Here is a 15,482-nt window from a genome sequence, read left to right as displayed (position 1 = left end):
GGTTCGCCGGTGCCCGGCGGGAGGGTTGTGCTTCGGATTTCACACACCGGCCGGTGCGGATTTCCCGCATGGGCCGGGCGGCGGAGGGGCAGGGGGCGGGGGAGACGAACCGAGGGCCCCGCGCCATGTCACAGCTGGGAGGTAATCTTCCACCCGTGCCCGTACTGTCTGAAGTCCTCACCGCGCTCGACGCCCTCTGGCCCCCCGAGCGGGCCGAAGGGTGGGACGCCGTCGGCACGGTCTGCGGAGACCCCGGCGCCGAGGTCCGCCGGGTGCTGTTCGCCGTCGACCCGGTCCAGGAGATCGTCGACGAGGCGGTGAAGCTCGGCGCCGACCTCCTCGTCACCCACCACCCGCTCTATCTGCGCGGGACGACGACGGTCGCGGCCTCGACCTTCAAGGGCAAGGTCGTGCACACGCTCATCAAGCACGACATCGCCCTGCATGTCGCGCACACCAACGCCGACACCGCCGACCCCGGTGTCTCCGACGCCCTGGCCGGCGCGCTGGACCTGCGCATCCTCGGCCCGCTGGTGCCGGACCCGAGCGATCCGGCGGGCCGCCGGGGCCTGGGCCGGATCTGCGAGCTGCCGCATCCGATGACGCTGGCCGGCCTCGCCGCATACGCCGCGGAACGGCTGCCCGCCACCGCCCAGGGCATCCGGGCGGCCGGCGACCCGGAACGCGAGATCCGCACCCTTGCCGTCTCCGGCGGCTCCGGCGACAGCCTCTTCGATGACGTACGGGCGGCCGGTGTGGACGCGTTCCTCACCGCCGACCTGCGTCACCACCCGGCCTCCGAGGCCACCCAGACCACCGGACGAAACAGTCCGCCGGCGCTGCTCGACGCGGCCCACTGGGCCACCGAATGGCCGTGGTGCGAGCAGGCCGCGGCCCAGCTCGACGCGGTCTCCGACCGGCACGACTGGGGACTGCGCACGCATGTCTCCCGTACGGTCACCGACCCCTGGACCGCCCACGCGGCGTCCACCCCCTTCTTCGCCCCGACCCACACCACAGGAGCCCCACGCTGAACGCCGCGCCCGCCGACCAGATCCGCCTCCTCGACGTCCAGGCCCTGGACGTGAGGCTCACCCAGCTCGCCCACCGGCGCAACAACCTCCCCGAGCTGGCCGAGCTGCAGACCCTGGAGGCCGACCTCATCCAGCAGCGCGACCTGCTCGTCGCCGCGCAGACCGAGGAGAGCGACACCAGCCGCGAGCAGACCAAGGCCGAGCAGGACGTGGAGCAGGTGCGCCAGCGCGCCGCCCGCGACCAGAAGCGCCTGGACTCCGGTGCCGTCACCTCCCCCAAGGACCTGGAGAACCTCCAGCGCGAACTGACCTCGCTGGCCAAGCGCCAGGGCGACCTGGAGGACGTCGTCCTGGAGGTCATGGAGCGCCGCGAGTCCGCCCAGGAGCGGGTCACCGAGCTGACCGGCCGGGTCGAGGCGATCCAGGCCAAGGTCGATGACGCCGCCGCCCGCCGGGACGCCGCCAACGCCGAGATCGACACCGAGCGCGGCACGGTCGCCAAGGAGCGCGAGCTGACCGTCGCCGACATCCCGGCCGACCTGCTGAAGCTCTACGACAAGATCCGCGCGAAGGAGGGCGGCGTCGGCGCGGCCCGCCTCTACCAGCGCCGCTGCGAGGGCTGCCGCCTGGAGCTGAACATCACCGAGGTCAACGACGTCCGCGCGGCCGCCGCCGATGCGGTGCTGCGCTGCGAGAACTGCACCCGCATCCTGGTCCGTACGCCCGACTCGGGTCTGTAGGCCGTGTCGCGCACCCTGACCGTCGAGGCGGACGGCGGCTCCCGGGGCAACCCGGGGCCGGCCGGCTACGGCGCGGTCGTCCTCGACCCGGAGTCGGGCGAGGCGCTGGCCGAGGCCGCCGAGTTCATCGGCACTGCCACCAACAACGTCGCCGAGTACAAGGGCCTGGTGGCCGGTCTGCGGGCGGCGTATGCGATCGATCCGCAGGCCCGCGTCCGGGTGCGGATGGACTCCAAGCTCGTCGTCGAGCAGATGTCCGGGCGCTGGAAGATCAAGCACCCGGACATGAAGCCGCTGGCCGCCGAGGCCGGCGCGGTCTTCCCGCCCGGCCAGGTCACCTACGAGTGGATCCCGCGCGCGCAGAACAAGCACGCCGACCGGCTCGCCAACGAGGCGATGGACGCCGGGAAGATCGGCAAGCAGTGGGAGCCGGGCAACTCCACGGCGGCGCTCGCCACCGCGGCCGCGCCCGCCCGCAGCGCCGCCGCCCGGGCCGCCGATGAGGCGGTGGCCACGGCGGAGGAGGCCGGGTCCTCCGCCGCCCCGGCGGTCGGCTGGGGCTCTCCCGACCTCGGTCCGCCCGCGACCTTCGTCCTGCTGCGGCACGGCGAGACCCCGCTGACGCCCGAGAAGCGGTTCTCCGGCAGCGGCGGCACCGACCCCGCGCTCTCCGCCGCCGGGCGCCGCCAGGCCGAGGCGACCGCCGCCGCGCTCGCGGCCCGTGGCACGATCCAGGCCGTCGTCAGCTCACCGCTGCGGCGCTGCCGGGAGACCGCCGGGGCGGTCGCGGACCGGCTCGGCCTGGAGGTCCGTATCGAGGAGGGCCTGCGCGAGACGGACTTCGGGGCGTGGGAGGGGCTGACGTTCGCCGAGGTGCGCGAGCGCCACCCCGATGACCTCGACGCCTGGCTCGGCTCCGCCAAGGTGGCGCCCACCGGAGGCGGCGAGTCCTTCGCGACGGTCGCCCGCCGGGTCGCCGTCGCCCGCGACAAGCTCCTCGCCCGGTACGCCGGCAAGACCGTCCTCGTGGTCACGCATGTCACCCCCGTCAAGACGCTGGTCCGGCTGGCGCTGGGCGCCCCGCCGGAGTCGCTGTTCCGGATGGAGCTGTCCGCGGCGTCGCTCTCGGTCGTCGCGTATTACTCCGACGGGAACGCCTCACTGCGGCTGCTGAACGACACCTCGCATCTGCGGTAGCGGCCTCGCCGCGAAGCGGGGACCCGCACCCGATGGCGATCGCGGGGCCTCGCGCCCCCTGGTGATCGCGCGGCGTCGCACCCATGGCGAGGGCGGCAGGGCCCGGCACCTCGTGGACCGAGGTGCCGGGCCCTTCGTTCGCGGCGGCCTCAGACCGCCAACGCCGCTGCCTCCCGGGCGAGTCGTCGCACCCGGTCCCAGTCCTTCGTGGCCAGCGCCTCGGCCGGCAGCATCCAGGTGCCGCCGACGCAGCCGACGTTCGGCAGCGCCAGATAGGACGGCGCAGACGCCAGGCCGATGCCCCCGGTCGGGCAGAAGCGGGCCCGGGGCAGCGGCGCGGCCAGCGCCGCGAGGTAGGCGGTGCCGCCCGCCGCCTCGGCAGGGAAGAACTTCATCTCGGTGACGCCCTCCGCCAGCAGCGTCACCACCTCTGAGGCCGTGGAGACCCCCGGCAGGAACGGCACCCCGGAGTCCTGCATCGCGCCCAGCAGCCGCGGCGACCAGCCGGGGCTGACCAGGAAGCGGGAGCCGGCCGTCAGAGCCGCCTCGACGTGGCCGGGGGTGAGCAGGGTGCCCGCGCCGACCACCGCCTCGGGGACCTCGGCGGCAATGGCCCGGATCGCGGCCGGCGCGGCGGGCGTCCGCAGGGTCACCTCGATCGCGGGCAGGCCGCCCGCGACGAGTGCCCGGGCGAGCGGTACGGCATCGGCCGGGTCGTCCAGTACGACGACCGGGATGACGGGGGCGAGCCCGAGGACCGAAGAGGGAGCGGGCGCGGGGGAGGCGGCGGCGCGAGTCACGGCGCCCATCCTGCGCCCACCCGCCCACTCTCCGCAACGAGCGTTGCGCATGCTGCAACAGCAGCCTGCGGGAAGGGCCGCTGGAAACCGTCGGCCCGCCCGTACAGCCCCTCCACCGCCCCCGACCTACGCCCTACGCCCTACAGCTCCGTCACGATCACATCGACGGCCCACGCCTTGCCGTCCTTCGCCGGAGGCTCCGCCTCCACCGCGTACCCCAGCCCCCGCAGCGCTTCCACCAGCTCCGCCGGACCCGCCGGCGTCAGGCCCGCCGACAGCAGATCCCGCACCAGCCGTCCCTTGGTCGCCTTGTTGAAGTGGCTGACCACCGTCCGCTTCTCCACGCCGGCCACGGTCTTCGACTGCAGCACCCGCACCGTCGCGGTCCGCCCGGCCACCCCGCCCTTGGGCTTCCAGGCCGTCGCGTACGCCGCCGAGCGCAGATCGAGGACCAGCCCCTCCCCGGCGACCTCGGGCAGCACCTCGGCCATCGGCGTCCGCCAGTACGCACCCAGCGCGCCGAGCCCCGGCAGCTTCACGCCCATCGAGCAGCGGTAGGACGGAATCCGGTCGCCGATCCGTACGGCGCCCCACAGCCCCGAGAACACCAGCAGGGACCGCTCGGCCCGCTTCCGCGCCGCCGCGTCCAGGGACTCCAGCCCGAGCGCGTCATAGAGCACCCCGGTGTAGATCTCCCCGGCCGGCCGCGTCCCGGCCGTCCGCAGTCCCGCGTTCTTGGCGATCTCGCCCTTGAGGCCGTCGCTGAGCCCCAGCACCTCCTGGGCCTTGGCCTCGTCCGCCGTGCACAGCCCGACCAGTTCCTCCAGCACCGCCTCGCGCGCGGCGGTCAGCGCGGGCAGCGACAGCGCACCGGTATCCAGCGGCGCCCCGGCCGCTCCCGCGGCCTTCCCCTCGGACGGCGGCAACAGCACGAGCACGGTGTTTCTCCCTCACGGCGGTACGGCGGTACGACGGGGTGCGGCCCCGGCACAGGGTATGGCCTGCGACGGGCGGGCCAAGAACCCGCGAGGCGCGGCCACCGCCGGGCCCGGCACCCGTACGCCACCCCGAGGCCGGCCCCGTGCGCCACCCCGGGAGCGCCCCCACAGGCCACCCGGCCCGGCACCCCCCACGCCGCGCCGGGAGCGGCCCCCCGCCATACGCTCGATGGCATGCCCCGTCTCCATATGCATGTGACCGACGCAGCCGAGGCCCCGCTGCGGGTGGCGCTGCATGAGCTGCGCGGAAGGCTGGAGATCCCGGACCACTTCCCGCCCACGGCCCAGGCCGAGGCGGAGAGCGCCGCCCGCGCCCCGCGCATCCCGGCCGCCGACGGCGCGGTGGCGACCGAGCACGCCCTGCAGGACGCCACCGACCTCCCCCTCTTCACCCTCGACCCGCCCGGCTCCCCCGACCTCGACCAGGCCATGTTCCTGTCCCGGCGCCCCGGCGGCGGCTATCACGTCCACTACGCCATCGCCGATGTCGCCTCCTTCGTGACACCCGGTGGCGCCCTGGACGCCGAGGCGCACCACCGGGTGATGACCCTCTACTTCCCCGACGAGCGGGTCCCGCTGCATCCCCCTGTACTGAGCGAGGGCGCCGCCAGCCTGCTGCCCGACCGGGACCGTCCGGCCGTCCTGTGGCGGCTCGACCTCGACGCGGACGGCGCGCTGACCGCCGCGTCCGTACGCCGCGCCCTGGTCCGCTCCCGCGCCCGGCTGGACTACGCCGGCGTCCAGCGGATCCTGGACGACGGGACGGCCGAGGAGCCGCTCGCCCTGCTCCGCGAGATCGGCCTGCTGCGGGAGGAGCTGGAGGTCGCCCGGGGCGCGATCTCCCTGAACGTCCCCGAGCAGGAGATCGTCGAGCGGGACGGCTGCTACACCCTCGAATACCGCGCCCCGCTCCCGGCCTACGGCTGGAACGCGCAGATCTCCCTGCTCACCGGCATGGCGGCGGCCGAACTGATGCTGTCCTCCGGCACCGGCATCCTCCGCACGCTGCCCACCGCCCCCGACGGCTCGGTCGCCCGGCTCCGCCTGACCGCCCGCGCGCTCGGCGTCGACTGGCCGCACCACACCTCGTACGCGGCGCTGATCCGCACCCTCGACCCGCGGCGCCCCGCCCACGCCGCGTTCCTGCAGGAGTGCACCGCCCTGCTGCGCGGCGCCGGCTACACCACCTTCGACGGCACCGCGCCACGGGCCTCCGAAGCACTGCACGCCGCGGTCGCCGCCCCGTACGCGCATGCCACCGCGCCGCTGCGGCGGCTGGCCGACCGCTACACCTCCGAGCTGTGCCTCGCCGCTTCGGCCGGCGTCGAACCGCCCGGCTGGGTGCGCAGCGCGCTGCCCGCCCTGCCCCGCGAGATGGAGACCGGTGCCCAGCGCGCCAACCAGGTGGAGCGCTCCTGCGTCGACCTCGTGGAGGCGGCGCTGCTGCGGGACCGGGTCGGCGAGATCTTCGAGGCACTGGTCGTCGACATCCAGGAGAAGGACCCCACCCACGGCACCGTCCACCTCTACGACCCGGCCGTCATCGGCACCGTCGAAACCACCCCCGAAGGCCCCGCGCTGCCCCTGGGCCACCGCATCCCGGTCCGCCTCGCCGAAGCCGAACCGGGCCACCACCCCGTCCGCTTCACCCCTGCCTGACCGCGGCCCCGCCGGTCTGCGGCACCGCGCCCCCGCGGGGCTCCGGCACCCGGCCCGCGCCCGTCTCCGGCGCCGCGTCCTCCCCTGCCTCCGGCGCCGCGCCCTCCCCTGCCTCCGGCGCCGTCCCCGCGTTCCCTGCCGCGGATTGCGCCCGCACGGCCGTCACCGCCGCCAGTTGCGCCCGCAGGGCCGTCACCGCCGCCCGCGGGTCATCGGCATGGAACCGCACCGTACGCACCGTCTCCCGCTGCCCCAGCATCCGCACGGCCACGACCGGCTCGGACAGCTCGACGGTCACCGAGGTCTGATCGCCGACCACCAGTTCCACCACCTCGTTGCCGTCCTTCTCCGGCTCCCTCACGAAACGAAGGTCGTGGCGCACGGAGGCGATCAGCTCCAGCGGGATCCGTATGTCCCGGCGCGCCCCGGCCCGTAGCCACAACGTGTCCGCCCCCAGCACATGCGGACGGGTGACCGCCGCCGCCTGCAGCCCCAGTACCACCAGCACCGTGTAGAGGTCGAGGACCAGCATCACCACGTGCACCACTGGATGGTCCGCCAGCAGCACCCCGAGCCCGACCGTCTCCACCACACACACGAACGCCAGCCCGTACACGAACGCGGCCTGCGCCCCCGCATACCCCAGGGCCCGCTCGCCCGGCGCCACCCCGATCCGCCGCCGCGCCACCCACCAGCCCAGGCTGATCAGCCACCGCGACTCGTAGGCGCCCAGCCGGCGCAGCGCGGCCACCCGGCTCACCGCGCACGCTCCGCGACCAGCTGGATCGCCCGGCCTACGGCTTCGGCCTGCGCGGGCGCGAAGTGCGCGTAGTACGCCGCCATGAAGGAACCACCGGCCTCCGTGGCCACGCGCCCCCAGTGCTCCTCCCCGCCGGCCTCGGCGACCACCGCCTCCGGAATGCAGTCCGCGAGCGCCTGCGCGGCCCGTTCCACCCGCGGATCGTCCGCCGCGGCCTCCACCAGCGCATCGAGCAGGCCGTACACCTCGTACATCTGCTGCATCGCCCCCGGTGCCGCGACCGCCTCCCCCAGCAACTCCACCATCCGCTTGTTCCCCTCCGCCCCGCCCGTCGATTCGAGCAACGCCAGCACCTCCCGTTCCTTCGCCGCCATGGCGGGCTCCGGTCCCGGGTGCGCGGCGGAAACGCGGGCCATCTCCGCGAAGAGCGCCGCCAGTTCGTCCGACACCGGGCCCTCCGCGGGCAGCCCGCCGTGCTCGTCCGCCTGCCGCCGCACCGAGGCCAGCCGGGCCCGCCGCGACCGGATCTCCTCCTCCTGGCGGGCCAGATCCGCGTCCAGCTCGGTCAGCACCTCGTGCAGCGCACGCCCCGCGTCGTCGGCGAGGACGTCCCGCACCTCGTCCAGTCCCAGCCCCAACTCCGTCAGCCGGCGCACCCGGGCGAGCGCGACCGCGTCCCGCAGCCCGTACTCCCGGTAGCCGTTGGCCCGGCGTTCCGGCTCGGGCAGCAGCCCCAGGTGGTGGTAGTGCCGTACGGCACGGGTGCTGACGCCGATCAGACCCGCGAGCTCTCCGATTCTCATGCGCCCAGTACAAACGTTGCCGTTGCGACAAGGTCAAGGCCCGGGCCCGGCGGGGAACGGGGAAGCCCGGCGAGGACCCCCGCCCCCTACGGGTAGCATGGTCACCACGGCGGACGAGCCGGCCGGACGGCCGCGTGGGGATCACTGATCCCCCCGAGGAACGTCCGGGCTCCACAGGGCAAGGTGGTGGGTAACGCCCACCCGGGGTGACCCGCGGGACAGTGCCACAGAAAACAGACCGCCGGAGGCTTCGGCCTCCGGTAAGGGTGAAACGGTGGTGTAAGAGACCACCAGCCTCCGAGGTGACTCGGAGGGCTAGGTAAACCCCACCTGGAGCAAGGTCAAGAGGAGGCATCGGCTGATGCCTCTGCGCGGACGACCGAGGGCTGCCCGCCCGAGTCCGCGGGTAGACCGCACGAGGCTGCCGGCAACGGCAGCCCTAGATGGATGGCCGTCTCCCCCCGGCCCGCAAGGACCGGAGGCGACAGAACCCGGCGTACAGGCCGACTCGTCCGCCATTACCTGGGACTTTGCCTTGGAAAGGGCCTCTGACCTGCGTCGGAGGCCCTTTCTGGTCTTTCGGAGCCTTACTTGTTTAGGCGGGGGAAAGTCCCCGCAAAGTCCCTCTGACACAGCGGAAAGTCCCAGAAAAATCCCTGGGGCGGCCTGCCTGGCGAGACCTCTGAGCAGGCGATTCGATGGATAGCGTCATGAGGGAAGGCCCCGATCGCCGAGAGGCTGCCACCGCCCTTGGGCTGCGGATGTATGCCTGCCGAAGCTGAGAGACCACTGTCAAGGTGGTGGCCTGTCTGAGCCCAGCAGGGCATCTGCCCCTCTGTACTCGTAATGCGTAGGTCTCGGGTTCGAATCCCGAAGGCGGCTCTGTGCCCAAGGTTAGCGGGAGGGCCAAGAGCCAGGAGCCCCTTGGTGCCGCCCGTATGAGGTCGTTGCCGCAGCCCGGAAGGCGTGTTCCTCCCTCGGCTCGGTACCGAGGCGCTCAGCGGGGGAGGGCCGGGCACCGGCATTTAGAGGACGGGCTGTGCGACGCCCTCAGGGAGGAACCGGACATGCTGGGTAATCCCGCCCCTCCTCCGGCAGGCTAGGCGGAGGAGCGGAGCCCTCGCCACGCTTGAGGGCGGGTGAGCTACCCCCATGGGCTAGCGTGCAACTTGCACACATGCTCGACGTGTCTTCCGCGCCAGTCGCGGATCGTCTCCGTGGGCGCTGGCCACCGAGTTCCCACACCAGCAGCGGCCCAAGATTCCAAGACAGGTCCAGCGGTCCCAGGCTGGGAACCGGCGTCAGGGCGAACGGCGACCGACCCGCGGCAACCGATGCCTCACATTGGGCCGCCGCACGACGCTAGGCCTTCGCCAACGACCTCGACGCCGAAAATTCCCTGGTCGCGCCGCGAAAACCAATAGGAGCAGAGTCGAGCAGGACCCGGACGAGCCGATGCGCCGACCGCCAAAGCCCGCTGCACCTATCTGCTCACGCACTCGCCCCAAGCGGGCGTGGCAAGGGCCACCGGCGGTTCCTCCCGTCCGCAACTAAGACCTGCCCGCAGGGAGCATATGGGGGACGGTGTTACGCGTCGAACTCGCCGCGCCAGGCGAAGTCGAGGAGGGCCTCGGGGAGGTAGTCAGACTCGACCTCGACGGCGATGCCGTTGGCTTTCGCGAGGCTGGCGATGGCCAGCGGAGCGAGGGCCACGATCCCGAGGATGTTTTCGGTGCGGTCCTCGTCGGCGGTCCAGTACTCCTTGTGCCAGCGGATGGCGTCGGCCAGAGCGTCGTTGAAGCCAGCGACGTCGTTGCGCAGGTAGCGGTAGAGCATCATGATCGGCGGGTACTTGAGCTTGATCATTGTCTCCGCGTCGACGACGCGGGCGTGCTCGGGAGCACTCAGGTCCACGGCGCGCACCAGGTGTGTGCGCAGGTCGTCCCGGCGGAGCCAGAAGCTCTGGAGGGTTTCCACCCAGGCGTAGGTGTACTCGTCCAGGGCGCCGCCGAAATTGCGCAGAAGGGACACTGGGATCCGGGCCAGCATGTCGAGGCGGGCTGCTTCACGGCAGATGACCGCGAGGTAGAAGGCGTTGAGCCAGGTGTTCGCGTTGAGGTAGGTCTGCGGCCCGGTGGTGGCGAGGTGGCGCTCCTCCTGGCGGATCTTGCAGGTGACCGTTTCCCGGTTGGGATCGGCGGCGGCGAAGACGGCGGAATGTACCTGCATGGCCAGCAGCCAGGACTCCCAGGTCTCCAACATGCCGGCAGGGGGGTCCCCAACACAGCGGACGAGGGCGACGTTCAGCGACCTCATGACTGCGCCCGACCTGGAGTTGTGCGAGGTCTCGATCTCCTCCAACGAGTAGGACAGCGACCCCTCCATGACGGGAACCACCGCTGCCATCTCGTCCTTCTGATAGTCCTGGCGCGGCACGATCACGGACACTGTCTCCTTTGTCAGATCTTGAAGAATTCGAGGACGGCCCCAGCGTGCTTACTGGCTCCGTCTGTGGCCTTCACCATGGTGTCTTCCAGGTTCTTGCCGTCCAGGGCCTTCGTGAGCTCATCGGCAAGGTCCGCGTTCGTCCATACCTTGCCGGAGGCATCGGTCACCTTCAGGTTCGGTCGGCGCTCCATCTCGGCGATGATGGTCCGCAGGTACGGCTCGGTTCCCTGCTTCACCATGAAGCCCTCGGCCGGACCGACGCCCTTGTGCCACAGGAGGCCGGATGAGGGCACCTTCGCCGCGATGATCATCAACTTGCCGTCCGGACGGCGGTGCAGCTGGTCGAACATGTCGGTGCCGTTGGGCATATTCGGCAGCGGCTGCTCCACCGAGCCGGGGAACCTCTCCGGGACGACGTGCAGCCGCGCCGCGACCTCGCCCAGGCGTTCCGAGAACGAGGTGCTGTTGGAGGTGTTCTCGCCCCACCGTCACCGTCACCAATTCCCCTGTCACTCAAGCTCGAAAGCGAAGTCTGGCGGAGAATGCGTGTAGTCAACTGTGCTCAGGTCTTTACTTGCAGCTCAGCAGTTTGCTGGGAAGGTAGTCGTGGCCGGTCCAACCAGTACGTCTGCAGAGCGTGCCCCAGCAGCAGACCGGCCCTACTCGCGGCAGACCAGGGTCAGCCGACACCCATCGATCCCCGGCCGATGCTCCAGCCATAGCCACAACGCCCATTGCTCATCGGAAAGCATGGCCGCAACCGTTTCCGAGGAGTCGGCTTCGGGGTCGAGGTCCCCGGGGTCCGCTCAACGGGGAGTGCCGACCAGCGTCACCTCGATGAGCTGGGCCGCCTTGCTGTCGTCGATCCACACCCAGCCTGCTTCCTTAGCCTCTTCTTCGGAGACAGGGAGACGGTCCGTCGGCTCCCAGCGCAGATCCTGGCCGAACACCTCGTCGTGCCGCTCGCCGCCCCGCAGCAGGCGACGCCTGAGGACGGGCCCCTGCCCATCACTCGTGGCGTAGAAGGAGATGCGTCCACTGGCGTCCAGAGCATCGAGTACGTCACCGCGGAGGGCGACGAGGGAGGCGCTGCCGAGGTTGTGCTGCAAGCCCTTGGGCCGAAACGAAACGCCGGTCAGATCGAGGGCACCGCTGTTGTCGTACAAGAACTCTCCGCCCCGCTCGTAGAAGAGCACCAGCGGCTCGTAGAGGTCGGGGAGGTCAGGAAGCTCTGCCTGGATCTGTGCGCGGAGTTCCGCCATGCGCACAGAGCCTGCACAGGTTTTCCTCAGGTGCCCGCCCGGAACAGTGCCCAGGAATTCGTCGAGTTCCGCGGCGATGTCAGGGGAGAGCCGAAATTCAGGGTCGATGTGCTCCGTCACATCGAAGAAGGGCCACTTCTCCTCGACGGAGTACGCCTGGGCCCACAGTGCTGCCCTCCTCAGATACTCCCGCATCAGAAGACGACGCGACATCACGTGCCCCATCGTGTAGTCCCAGTCGCCGATCCACTCCACACCGCGGAGTCGGTCCAACATGATGGACGACGGTGAGTCTGTCACTGCAGCTCAATTCCCTTCGGTCGCGGCTCTTTGAAGAGAGCCGCGACCGATGTTGGGCTCCGGTCGACGCCCTAGTGTGTTCCGTTCAGCCGTCGTCACGGCGCCACGAGGACAGCGGAACGCCGTGCTCGTCCCACGTCTCCTCCTCGCGGAGTGAAGCGATGGCGCTGTCGAAGAACTTTCGGGACTTCAAGGTCCCGTTGGGGTGCCACTCCTTGAATTCGCCCACGGCACGGCCGTCCCGGACAATTCCCTCGGAACGGAGAGTCCCGTCCTGGTACCACTCATGGGACTGTCCGTTCAGGATTCCGTCGGTGTACTCGTCCAGGCTGATCAGGTGTCCGCTCTGGTACTCGGCTACTTCTCCAGAGAAAGGCTCGCCCCGATAGAGCAGACGCTGAGCATGATCCATGTCGACGTCCGGATCATCAACGTCGATTCGCAGTACAGAAGTCATCAGGGGATCCAGTTCTCGTCACTCGGGGGGAAGCCGGTGAACCTCCCGTGGCTGGTGGGCAGCCCTTGCAGCATATGGTTGCAGTTCGCACAGAATGGAGCTCGTCTGCCAGGAAGACCCGTGGAGGTGTCGTTGAGGTATGGGAAGTCGACCGAAGCACGCATCTCGGCGAGCACAGAGGCGTCGTCCGGCAGCCCCTGCCGCGTACGCATCCAGAGCAGCTCGTTGGCCGCCTTAACCTCGGCATGGCCCAGTGGGTCGTCCTTGTGCGGCGGGGGGTCCCCAATCGTTTCCAGCCTCTCCCGCAGGGTGGGGTGCAGGTCGTCCAGCTTGATAACGACATCCGCCTTGCCGTTGATGCCTTCGATGACTGTGCCCGTCCGGAGGTCCATCACGGATCCCACACAAGCCCCGGTCTGCTTCCTGGGGAAGACACCTGAGTCCCGGGCATCTCGGTACTCGGCTCCGCGCTTCTGGGCCAGCCCATCTAGGTATTCGGCGACCGGCCGTCTGTCGACGTGGGTGATGACTCCGTCCGTCTTGGTCACACGAGGCGCGTCGACATCGATCTGCTCCAAGAGCTTCTGACCGTGCCCGGGAGGTGGAACAGTTCCGTCCTCGCCCACGTGCGTGCTGGGAGAGAGAGCTTCTTCCGGGCTGGAAGCGGAGCCAGAGGTGTTGTGGTCGTGTGTCCTGCCCGATCCCTCAGGTATCTGCGGGTCGTGCCCGGCCGGCGCCAAACCGGCCCCGTGCTCACCCTGGTGCGGGACCGTCGGGCCGTCGGAGCCGTGGCCTCCGATCGGCGTGGTGTCGCCACCGTCCGTGGACGGGGTTTCCGTGTGGCCACCGCCGGGCGTGGGGGTGGTGGCGCCAGTGCGGCCTGCTCCGCTTGCCTCGTTGTCCAGGTTGTTCGTAGGCATGTGGTTGCCCGCGTGGCCGCCGGGGATGTGGCCCGCGGTGCCGCCCGGAGTTGTGTCGGGGCGGCCAGCTGGGAGGTCGTCCGCGCTGCGGGCCGGGTCGGAGACTTCCGAGCCGACGCGGGTGAAGTCGTCGCCACGTCCGCCGACGCTGGCCGGGACCCGCTGTTCCTGGCGGACCGGGGTCTCGATCCGTGGGTTGTCCGCGCCTGTGGCGTGTGGGGCGGGCGTGCCCTCGGGAGCGTCTTCGACGCCTTGGAAGAGGCTGCCGTCCGAGTTGTAGAGATCGCCTCTGGGGACCATGTACTTGCCGTTGAATGGGCTCTTTACCGTCCCCGGTGGGAAGGTGACCGTGTCCTTGGGCAGCTCGATCCTGCCGCCGGGGAGTTTGGTTGCTCCTTCCGGGATGGCGGCACCCTTGGGCAGCTGGATCGTGCCGTCCGGCAGCTTGGCGGCGCCTTCGGGCAGGCTGTAGGCGCCCTCGGAGATCTTCGGGGCCTCGACGTGGCCGAGGCCCTTGAGGTGGGCCATCATGTCGCCGACCTTTGACAGGCCTGCACCTGCGCCCTTGATGACGTAGGTCATCGGGTCGACGGCGCTGCCCACCTTGCTGACGACCGACAGGCCCTTGGCCAGCGCGCCCGCCTTGCCCGCGCCCTGCACGGCGGCACCGCCACCGCGGGTGAAGATGGCGGTCACGATGTTGAAGGTGACCGCGCCGGCGGCCCGGGAGCCGTTCGATTCCCACTGGTCCCAGGCCACGAGAGCCTTGCCGGTATCCAGCACCGCGGTACGCGAGTCCCGCAGCCAGGAGGGCAGCATCTTCCCCGGCGTCATCCAGTAGGCGACGTTCAAACCGGGCGTGGTGGTGATCGCCACTGCGGTGGAGAGCTTGGCCAGGCCGAGCCATGCCTGGCCGGCGGCGTCCCCGCCGTGGCCGCCGAACAGGGTGTAAATGCCGTCGATGGTGCCCCCCACGCCGTCGACGATGAAGCCCTTGCCGAAGTCGTAGGCGTGCTCCCAAACCTGCCACCAGGGAACGGATTCCTCGACCGCGTCGCCCCAGGGAAGGCTCTTGGATGCCTTGAGGGCTTCGGCGTCGTAGCCGTATCCCTTCTTGTGGGAGGCGTCGATCGTGTGGAGCGCCTTGCCGCCTACCAGCGCGACTATCTTGGAGTGGCAGTCGCGTTCGGCTTCCTGAAACGCGGCCCAGACCTCGGCGATCTTGTTGCGCCGGTTGATGTTCTCGTCGGTCAGGTCGCCGTCCTCGCTCCAGTCGTCTTCGGCGGCCTCGTTGTCGCGGAAATCGGCGGCTTCCTGCTTGAGCTGCTCCAGCCGGTGGACCAATGGCCTGATCTCACGGGCGTAGGTGCTCAGAGCCCCGGCGATGACATGCATGTCGTCACTCAGGTCATGAGCCGTGTCCGCCACTGGTTTGGTGACGCCGAACAGTTGCTCCGCCTCGGGCGCCTTGTAGAAGGCAGCCAGTCCACCGAAGGACTTGTGGACATCCGAGCCAGCGGTTTGGACCTTGGAGCCGCCATGGGACAGCGCCTTCGTCTTGGCTTCCAGAACGTCCAGATCACCGGTGAAGACCGGTACATCGGCCGGATCGACCGGTCCGCCGCTCACTTCTTCTTCCCCCCGAAGTCCTTGAGAGCGTCCAGCCGCACGGTACGGGCGGCGTTCTGGGCGTTCTTGGCCGCCTCCAGATCGCCCTGGACGTACTCATTGGTGGCCTTGGCAGCCCCCAGAACGGCCGCTTGGCAGCGATCGGCCATGGCCTTCATGTGCGGCTTGCGTTTCGTCACGTACTCGGCGAGGGCCGCGGCGACCGGGCCCGTCGCCGTCTGCGTGAACAGGGAGGTGGCCGCCGGCCCCAACGGCTTGTTCCTCGGCACCCACGGCCCGGGCGACAGCGGCGTTCGGGCCTGCGTGCCCGGCACGGCCGTACCCGCTGCCTGAGCCGCCTCCTGGATGTCCGAGAGCAGTGTGTTGAGGACGTTGCCCAGATCTTCGGCATGCGTGCCGACGACCTTCAACTGGCCCTGCACTCCCTGCGGCTGGATGTCCCATGACGCCATGAACGCCCCCCTGCGTACATATT

Annotated in this window: 14 protein-coding genes, 1 tRNA gene and 1 other RNA gene; 6 read left to right on the top strand and 10 right to left on the bottom strand. The window is 70.6% G+C overall.

Going from position 1 to position 15,482, the window contains the following annotated elements:
- Positions 1 to 155 precede the first annotated feature (155 nt).
- Genes ACGFR7_RS13590 through ACGFR7_RS13580 form a run of 3 tightly spaced genes read left to right on the top strand, consistent with a single transcriptional unit; the run spans position 156 to position 2,971 of the window.
- A complete protein-coding gene (locus tag ACGFR7_RS13590; protein WP_393317476.1) occupies positions 156 to 1,034 on the top strand; it encodes a Nif3-like dinuclear metal center hexameric protein in 879 nt (292 codons plus the stop codon).
- Positions 1,031 to 1,774 carry a zinc ribbon domain-containing protein gene (locus ACGFR7_RS13585; RefSeq protein WP_393317619.1) on the top strand — a complete coding sequence of 248 codons (744 nt, stop codon included), beginning with the start codon at positions 1,031 to 1,033 and terminating at the stop codon, positions 1,772 to 1,774. Before ACGFR7_RS13590 ends, ACGFR7_RS13585 begins: the two co-directional genes overlap by 4 nt.
- A gap of 3 nt (positions 1,775 to 1,777) precedes the next feature.
- The gene (locus tag ACGFR7_RS13580) at positions 1,778 to 2,971 is read left to right on the top strand and encodes a bifunctional RNase H/acid phosphatase (protein ID WP_393317473.1); all 1,194 of its coding nucleotides are present in this window, start codon (positions 1,778 to 1,780) and stop codon (positions 2,969 to 2,971) included.
- A gap of 149 nt (positions 2,972 to 3,120) precedes the next feature.
- On the opposite strand, the gene eda is transcribed toward ACGFR7_RS13580, so the two are convergent.
- Together eda and yaaA are read right to left on the bottom strand one after the other, a co-directional pair.
- Positions 3,121 to 3,780 (bottom strand): bifunctional 4-hydroxy-2-oxoglutarate aldolase/2-dehydro-3-deoxy-phosphogluconate aldolase, encoded by a 660-nt coding sequence (gene eda, locus ACGFR7_RS13575; protein WP_393317470.1) that lies wholly within the window; start codon positions 3,778 to 3,780, stop codon positions 3,121 to 3,123.
- 131 nt (positions 3,781 to 3,911) lie between these two features.
- Positions 3,912 to 4,709 (bottom strand): peroxide stress protein YaaA, encoded by a 798-nt coding sequence (yaaA, locus tag ACGFR7_RS13570; RefSeq protein ID WP_393317467.1) that lies wholly within the window; start codon positions 4,707 to 4,709, stop codon positions 3,912 to 3,914.
- A 234-nt stretch (positions 4,710 to 4,943) separates the two neighbouring features.
- On the opposite strand from yaaA, the gene ACGFR7_RS13565 reads away from it, so the two are divergent.
- Complete coding sequence (locus ACGFR7_RS13565; RefSeq protein ID WP_393317464.1) at positions 4,944 to 6,428, top strand: RNB domain-containing ribonuclease; 1,485 nt, start codon at positions 4,944 to 4,946, stop codon at positions 6,426 to 6,428.
- On the opposite strand, the gene ACGFR7_RS13560 is transcribed toward ACGFR7_RS13565, so the two are convergent.
- A complete protein-coding gene (locus tag ACGFR7_RS13560; protein ID WP_393317461.1) occupies positions 6,415 to 7,188 on the bottom strand; it encodes a hypothetical protein in 774 nt (257 codons plus the stop codon). The genes ACGFR7_RS13565 and ACGFR7_RS13560 overlap by 14 nt on opposite strands.
- Positions 7,185 to 7,991 carry a MerR family transcriptional regulator gene (locus ACGFR7_RS13555; RefSeq protein ID WP_393317458.1) on the bottom strand — a complete coding sequence of 269 codons (807 nt, stop codon included), beginning with the start codon at positions 7,989 to 7,991 and terminating at the stop codon, positions 7,185 to 7,187. Before ACGFR7_RS13555 ends, ACGFR7_RS13560 begins: the two co-directional genes overlap by 4 nt.
- 114 nt (positions 7,992 to 8,105) lie before the next feature.
- On the opposite strand from ACGFR7_RS13555, the gene rnpB reads away from it, so the two are divergent.
- Together rnpB and ACGFR7_RS13545 are read left to right on the top strand one after the other, a co-directional pair.
- Positions 8,106 to 8,506: RNase P RNA component class A (rnpB, locus tag ACGFR7_RS13550), an RNA gene on the top strand.
- 288 nt (positions 8,507 to 8,794) lie between these two features.
- Positions 8,795 to 8,873: transfer RNA gene (locus tag ACGFR7_RS13545), tRNA-OTHER, on the top strand.
- A 705-nt stretch (positions 8,874 to 9,578) separates the two neighbouring features.
- On the opposite strand, the gene ACGFR7_RS13540 is transcribed toward ACGFR7_RS13545, so the two are convergent.
- The 6 genes from ACGFR7_RS13540 to ACGFR7_RS13515 form a co-directional block, all read right to left on the bottom strand.
- Positions 9,579 to 10,433 (bottom strand): immunity 49 family protein, encoded by an 855-nt coding sequence (locus ACGFR7_RS13540; RefSeq protein ID WP_393317456.1) that lies wholly within the window; start codon positions 10,431 to 10,433, stop codon positions 9,579 to 9,581.
- Positions 10,434 to 10,450: 17 nt separating this feature from the next.
- On the bottom strand, positions 10,451 to 10,828 hold the full coding sequence (locus tag ACGFR7_RS13535) for a hypothetical protein (RefSeq protein ID WP_393317453.1): 378 nt from the start codon (positions 10,826 to 10,828) through the stop codon (positions 10,451 to 10,453).
- A gap of 417 nt (positions 10,829 to 11,245) precedes the next feature.
- Positions 11,246 to 11,977 (bottom strand): hypothetical protein, encoded by a 732-nt coding sequence (locus tag ACGFR7_RS13530; protein WP_393317450.1) that lies wholly within the window; start codon positions 11,975 to 11,977, stop codon positions 11,246 to 11,248.
- A gap of 109 nt (positions 11,978 to 12,086) precedes the next feature.
- Entirely contained in the window at positions 12,087 to 12,458 is a 372-nt protein-coding gene (locus tag ACGFR7_RS13525) for a toxin-antitoxin system YwqK family antitoxin (RefSeq protein WP_393317447.1), read from the bottom strand.
- Positions 12,458 to 15,007 carry a hypothetical protein gene (locus tag ACGFR7_RS13520; RefSeq protein ID WP_393317444.1) on the bottom strand — a complete coding sequence of 850 codons (2,550 nt, stop codon included), beginning with the start codon at positions 15,005 to 15,007 and terminating at the stop codon, positions 12,458 to 12,460. The genes ACGFR7_RS13525 and ACGFR7_RS13520 overlap by 1 nt, the downstream gene beginning before the upstream one ends.
- Positions 15,004 to 15,459, bottom strand: coding sequence for a DUF6507 family protein (locus ACGFR7_RS13515; protein ID WP_393317441.1), 456 nt, complete (start codon positions 15,457 to 15,459; stop codon positions 15,004 to 15,006). Before ACGFR7_RS13515 ends, ACGFR7_RS13520 begins: the two co-directional genes overlap by 4 nt.
- Between the last annotated feature and the right edge of the window lie 23 nt (positions 15,460 to 15,482).

Source organism: Streptomyces sp. NPDC048516 (assembly GCF_043199875.1).
Taxonomy (GTDB): Bacteria; Actinomycetota; Actinomycetes; order Streptomycetales; family Streptomycetaceae; genus Streptomyces.
The sequence above is the reverse complement of the archived record's forward strand: the minus strand, read 5'-3'. Positions and strand labels throughout refer to the sequence as shown.